This window comes from Aeromonas caviae (genome assembly GCF_000819785.1).
Classification (GTDB): domain Bacteria; phylum Pseudomonadota; class Gammaproteobacteria; order Enterobacterales; family Aeromonadaceae; genus Aeromonas; species Aeromonas caviae.
This window is the reverse complement of the sequence record NZ_CDBK01000088.1, coordinates 1-5950: the sequence shown is the minus strand read 5'-3', so window position 1 is coordinate 5950 and position 5950 is coordinate 1. Positions and strand designations below refer to the sequence as shown.

Sequence of the window (5950 nt, the reverse complement as noted above, 5' to 3'; positions counted from 1 at the left end):
CATCGCCTTGCAGGGCAAGCCGGATATTCTGCACAGCAGCGATCACCCCGGGCTGCTGCGCTACCTGGGCCGCGCTCTGGCGCCACAGTGAAGGGCTGACAAGCTGATGGTCTCTCCCTGTCGTTCCCAGGACGATGCCCAGCTCATCGCCGATCAGGTGCTCTTCATCGACGCGGGACCCATCGCCTTGCAGGGCAAGCCGGATATCCTGCACAGCAGCGATCACCCCGGGTTGCTGCGCTACCTGGGCCGACCGAGAGAGGCATGAGATAGGCGGGATCAAAAAAGGGGAAGCCGTCCGGCTTCCCCTTTCTCATGCAGAGATCCCGTCAAATCAGAGATTTTCCTCGGCGAACGAAGCCAGCCGGCTGCGCACCACCCCGTTCAGGAAGATGTTGGCACTGCCGTCGAAGTCCTTGAACCGCTCGACGATGTAAGTCAGACCCGAGGTCACCGGGCTCAGGTAGTTGGAGTCTATTTGAGCCAGGTTGCCGGAGCAGACGATCTTGGTCCCCTCACCGCAGCGGGTGATGATGGTCTTGATCTGGGACGCGGTCAGGTTCTGGCACTCGTCCAGCAGCACGAAGGTGTTCTGGATGCTGCGCCCGCGCATGAAGTTGACCGATTTGAACTGGATGTTGGCCTTCTCCATGATGTAGCTGAGGGACCCGCTCATGTTCTCGTCCTGCTTGTGCAGCACCTCCAGAGTGTCGGTGACCGCCGCCAGCCAGGGCATCATCTTCTCTTCTTCGGTGCCGGGCAGGAAGCCGATGCTCTCGGCGATTTCCGGGGTATTTCGAGTGACGATCACCTTCTCGTAGATCCCCTTCTCGATCACCAGCTCCAGCGCCGCCGCCATGGCGAGCAGGGTCTTGCCGCAGCCCGCCGGGCCGGTCAGGATCACCAGGTCGATGTGCGGATCCAGCAGGGCATCCAGCGCCATGCCCTGATAGACGTTCTTGGGATGCACCCCCCAGGCCTTGCGGGACATCAGCCGCTCGCGGCCGAGATCTTTCAGGCGGATCTTGTTGCCGTCGTGGCTCAGCACCCGCGCGGCAAAGAAGTTCTCCTCGTCCAGCAGGTACTGGTTGACGTGGACTCCCTCCAGCAGGTTGGCATCGATGACGTGGACCGTATCGCGGCCATGGGTTTCGCTGTCGCACTCACCGACCCGCTCCCAGAAGCTGCCGGGCACCACCTGGAAGCCCTTGGCGAGCAGGCGGATGTCGTCGATGAGCTGGTCGCTGCGGTAATCCTCCACATGGGCAAGACCTGCTCCCTTGGCCTTGAGGCGCATGTTGATGTCTTTGGTGACCAGCACCACCTGACGCTTCATCTCGTGCTTTTGCAGGTAGAGGGCGGCGTTGATGATGCGGTTGTCCGCCTCCTTGTCGGTGAACACCTCGGCATCCTGGGGCAGATGGTGGTCGCTGAAGATGGAGATATGGCCGCTCGCCTCGCCGGCCAGCGCCACTCCTTGCACTATCTGCTCCGGAGTCGCATCGCGGAACACATCTTCCAGGGCACGGATGGCGATGCGGGCATCACGGCTGACGTCCTTCTGGCGATCCTTGATGTTGTCGAGCTCTTCGAGCACCGTCATGGGGATGAGCACGTCGTGCTCTTTGAAGGAGTAGATGGCGAGGGGTTCGTGAAGCAGAACGTTGGTATCCAGGATAAACAGCTTTCGGTCCGTGTTGTCCATAAGCATCCTCCTTGGCACTGAAGGTGCCACGTGTGTGAATCTCAGATGTCATTGAAACCACACGGCCGTGACAGTTTTATTACCCCCAACGCTACGCCCGAATTTACCGGTGCGCAACAAATCGCTGCCATCATGGGCGTCGTTCGAACATAAAATCAGCAACGAAAAGGCCGGCATGTCGCCGGCCTTTGGTGGCAATCAGCCCCTCAACCGCACTTGGAATCCCCGCAGTTGAGACAGGTCATGCAGCCATCCTTTTGCACCAGCGCCTTGGTGTGGCACTTGTAGCAGAGCGCGGCACTGGGTGGGAAACCGCTGCCCGCCGGCTGCTCTTCTGCCTGTTGCTGTGCCTGCAATTGCGCCTGCTTCTCGGCCAGGAACGCCTGCTGGTGCTCGTCCAGCCCGGGCACCTTGAGCATGCCGATCTCGGTGAGATGGGTTTCGATCACGTTGCCAATTTCGGCGATGAGCGAAGGCACGTACTTGCCCTTGTTCCAGTAGCCCCCCTTGGGATCGAACACGGAGCGCAACTCCTCCACCAGAAAGGTGACGTCCCCTCCCTTGCGAAACACCGCCGAGATGATGCGGGTCAGCGCCACTATCCACTGATAGTGCTCCAGGCTCTTGGAGTTGATGAAAATCTCGAACGGGCGCCGGGTCTCGTGCACCGTGCCCTCGTTGAGAATGATGTCGTTGATGGTGATGAACAGCGAGTGCTCGGAGACGTGCTCCGGCGTCTTCAGCTTGTAGGTGGTGCCCATCAACCGTTCCGGGCGCAGCACGGTTTCATGCATGTGCACCACGTCATCCTGGGGCGTCGGCGCATCTTGCGGCTCATCCCGGGTTTTTACCTTGTAGGCGACGATTTTTCTGTCGATCTTCTTGACCATGTCTCGTCCTCAGAACTTGCCGTAATAGCCTTCTTTCAAGGCGTCATAGAGGTTGGCGGCGGTGTGCAGCTCGCCATCGTATTCGATCTCCTCGTTCCCCTTCGCCGTGATGACGGTGCCATCTTCCAGGGTAAACTCGTAACTGGTGTTCTCCAGATCCTTCTCCTTCACCAGCACGCCCTGGAAGGCGGCCGGGTTGAAGCGGAAGGTGGTACAGCCCTTGAGGCCGGAGTCCGAGGCATAGAGGTAGATATCCTTGAACTGCTCGAACGGAAAATCGGTCGGCACGTTGGCGGTCTTGGAGATGGAGGAGTCGATCCAGCGCTGGGCCGCCGCCTGGATATCCACATGCCCGGTCGGCGTGATGTCGTCCGCGGTGATGAAGTAATCCGGCAGGCGGCTACCTTCCTCCTCGGCATAGGGCATGGCGGCCGGGTTCACCAGCTCGCGATAGGCCAGCAGCTCGAAGGAGTAGACATCCACGCTCTCCTTGCTCTTCTTGCCCGGTTTGATGACATTGCGGCTGTAGTGGTGGGCAAAGCTCGGCTCGATGCCGTTGCTGGCGTTGTTGGCGAGCGACAGGGAGATGGTACCGGTCGGCGCTATGCTGCTGTGATGGGTGAAGCGTCCGCCCACCTCGGCCAGCTCGGCTACCAGAGCGGGATCCACCTCGGCCACCTGCTGCATATAGCGGCTGTAGCGGGCATGCAACACCTTGCCCTTCACCTTGTCGCCGAGCTTGATGCCATCTGCCGCCATTTCGGGGCGCAGACGCAGCATCTTGCCGGTGACTTCGAACTCCTGCTCCATGATGGGGGCGGGCCCCTTCTCCTTCGCCAGACGCAGAGACTCCTGCCAGCCGGTCATCGCCAGCTCCTGGGAGACCTGTTCGGTGAAGGCGACGGAGGCCGCAGAGCCGTACTTGATGCGCAGCATGGTGAGGGTCGAGCCCAGCCCCAGGAAGCCCATGCCGTGGCGACGCTTGGCGGTGATCTCCTCGCGCTGCTTGGCCAGCGGCAGCTGGTTTATCTCCACCACGTTGTCGAGCATGCGGGTGAAGATGGCCACCACCTTGCGAAACGCGGGCCAGTCGAAGGCGGCCTGCTCGGTGAAGGGATCGCGCACGAAGGTGGTCAGGTTGACCGAGCCCAGCAGGCAGGCCCCATAGGGCGGCAGAGGCTGTTCACCGCAGGGGTTGGTGGCACGGATCTCTTCGCAGAACCAGTTGTTGTTCATCTGGTTCACCTTGTCGATCAGGATGAAACCGGGCTCCGCATAGTCGTAGGTAGAGGTCATGATGACGTTCCACAGCTTGCGCGCGGGCAGGGTCTTGTAGACCTTGCAGGCCACCTGACCCAGCTCGTTGATCACCACACCCTCCTTATTGGGCCAGTCCGCCCAGACCACCCTCGCAGGGTCATCCAGCGCGATGCCATCCTGCTCCACCTCCTTGGCGGTGTAGGGGAAGATCAGTTGCCAGGGGGCATCCTCCTTCACCGCACTGACGAACTCTTCGGTGATGAGCAGGGAGAGGTTGAATTGACGCAGGCGACCATCCTCCCGCTTGGCCTGGATGAACTCGACGACATCGGGGTGACGGATATCCATGGTGCCCATCTGGGCGCCACGACGGCCACCGGCAGAGGAGACGGTAAAGCACATCTTGTCGTAGATATCCATGAAGGAGAGCGGCCCGGAGGTATAGGCTCCCGCTCCCGAAACGAAAGCTCCGCGCGGTCGCAGGGTCGAGAAGTCGTAACCGATGCCGCAGCCCGCCTTCAGGGTCAACCCCGCCTCGTGCACCTTGCCGAGGATATCGTCCATCGAATCCTCGATGGTGCCGGAGACGGTGCAGTTGATGGTGGAGGTCGCCGGCTTGTGCTCAAACGCCCCGGCGTTGGAGGTGATACGGCCCGCCGGAATGGCACCATTGCGCAGGGCCCACAGGAAAGATCCATACCAGGTGTCGGGTTCGCGCTCCTGCGCAGCCAGCGCGCGAGCGACACGCTGGTAGGTCTCGTCGATGGAGCCGTCGATGGGGGCGCCATCCTTGCTCTTGAGACGATACTTGCTGTCCCAGATCTCGAGAGACGTTTCCTGCAGAGGGATCTGGCGGCTGGCGGTGACGCCCTCCAGTACCGGAATGGATTTAGCCATGGTCAATCAACCTCCTGTGAATGGGGCAATATCGTGACAAGAATACTACCAGTAGTAAGTTTAAGAATTTAAAACACAATATATTGTGATTTATCCGTCAAAAGGGCGCCGATTCTATCCTAAAAAAATGCCCCGGCCAGCAGATTTCTGGGCCAGGGCATTTAACCGGTTCAATTTCCGAGAGATTTAAAGCGAGAGACTATCTCAGGGTTTCTTGACGTATACGCTCGGTGTCTCACCCGCCATATTCAGATAGAACTCATAGACGCCATCCGCCTCGGGCGAGAACTTCATGTCCTCATACTTGGAGCACGGGTTGACCGGTACAGGTTCCCCGCCGAGTACGGCAACGCCATCGCTCGGGCTCTTGTAACCGAAGTTGGTGCCACAACTCCAGCCGGAGTCGGCAAACTTGAACTTGTAAGGAGCCCACTCTTTCTTGAGCGTCCCCTTGGCCATGTAGAGCTTGTCGGCAACCTTGACGACCTTGCTTTCGTCGGTGGCCATCCAGTCGTTCATCTCACCACGCAGGTAGATGGACTTGCCGCCGAAGTCGCTGTTGTCCGCCGCTGCCTGCTCTGCACCACCATTGGATGCGCAACCGCCTAATACCAGGGTTCCCGCCGCCAGCATCATCGTTACTGTTCTTTTGAACATGTGTCCATTCCTCAAATTATTGTGATTCCTTGGTCCATCGATGTGGACCCGGGAATTAAACCAGAGCAGGCATGACAAGAAAGGTAGAAGCATCACATTCTGTGCTTTTTATATCCAGAATGCAGGCTTTCGAATAGATATTGAACAGATACAGGCCGCAAACAAGTCGATATTGGCTGGGATGATGAATGCGAGTATCAGAAAACACGGCGGGAAACAGCACCATAGTGCCCGTTTGCCCTCCAGTGAGGGCTGAATTTCAGGCAATAAAAAACCCCGCTCGATTGAGCGGGGTTTCTTGTATTGGGTGCCTGGCAGTGTCCTACTCTCGCATGGCGAATGCCACACTACCATCGGCGCTACAGCGTTTCACTTCTGAGTTCGGCATGGGGTCAGGTGGTTCCACTGCGCTATTGCCGCCAGGCAAAATCTTAATCCAGAAAGCTGACGTGAATAACGACTTCGCTAGTTGCTTGTCATTATCACTGAATTAGTTAGTAGTTCGCTCATTCGCTACAAGGCCAGAAACACTTCTTGGGTG

Annotated in this window: 5 protein-coding genes, 1 rRNA gene and 1 pseudogene; 2 read left to right on the top strand and 5 right to left on the bottom strand. The window is 58.8% G+C overall.

Annotated elements, in window-relative coordinates; all coding sequences use genetic code 11:
* Positions 1-91, top strand: a pseudogene (locus tag BN1120_RS21375) (thiamine ABC transporter ATP-binding protein); the annotation flags it as partial.
* A gap of 15 nt (positions 92-106) precedes the next feature.
* Complete coding sequence (locus BN1120_RS21615) at positions 107-268, top strand: hypothetical protein (protein WP_167418737.1); 162 nt, start codon at positions 107-109, stop codon at positions 266-268.
* Between the two features lie 66 nt (positions 269-334).
* Here the strand turns inward: BN1120_RS21615 and BN1120_RS14840 are convergent, their stop codons facing one another.
* The 5 genes from BN1120_RS14840 to rrf form a co-directional block, all read right to left on the bottom strand.
* Positions 335-1705 carry a PhoH family protein gene (locus tag BN1120_RS14840; protein ID WP_041214576.1) on the bottom strand — a complete coding sequence of 457 codons (1371 nt, stop codon included), beginning with the start codon at positions 1703-1705 and terminating at the stop codon, positions 335-337.
* A gap of 206 nt (positions 1706-1911) precedes the next feature.
* Positions 1912-2595 carry a TSCPD domain-containing protein gene (locus BN1120_RS14835; RefSeq protein WP_010673144.1) on the bottom strand — a complete coding sequence of 228 codons (684 nt, stop codon included), beginning with the start codon at positions 2593-2595 and terminating at the stop codon, positions 1912-1914.
* A 9-nt stretch (positions 2596-2604) separates the two neighbouring features.
* Positions 2605-4752: an adenosylcobalamin-dependent ribonucleoside-diphosphate reductase gene (locus BN1120_RS14830; protein WP_042016833.1), complete on the bottom strand. Its 2148-nt coding sequence runs from the start codon at positions 4750-4752 to the stop codon at positions 2605-2607.
* A 204-nt stretch (positions 4753-4956) separates the two neighbouring features.
* Complete coding sequence (locus BN1120_RS14825) at positions 4957-5409, bottom strand: early set domain-containing protein (protein ID WP_029313820.1); 453 nt, start codon at positions 5407-5409, stop codon at positions 4957-4959.
* Between the two features lie 309 nt (positions 5410-5718).
* Positions 5719-5833: ribosomal RNA gene (gene rrf / locus BN1120_RS14820) — 5S ribosomal RNA — on the bottom strand.
* Positions 5834-5950: the final 117 nt, after the last annotated feature.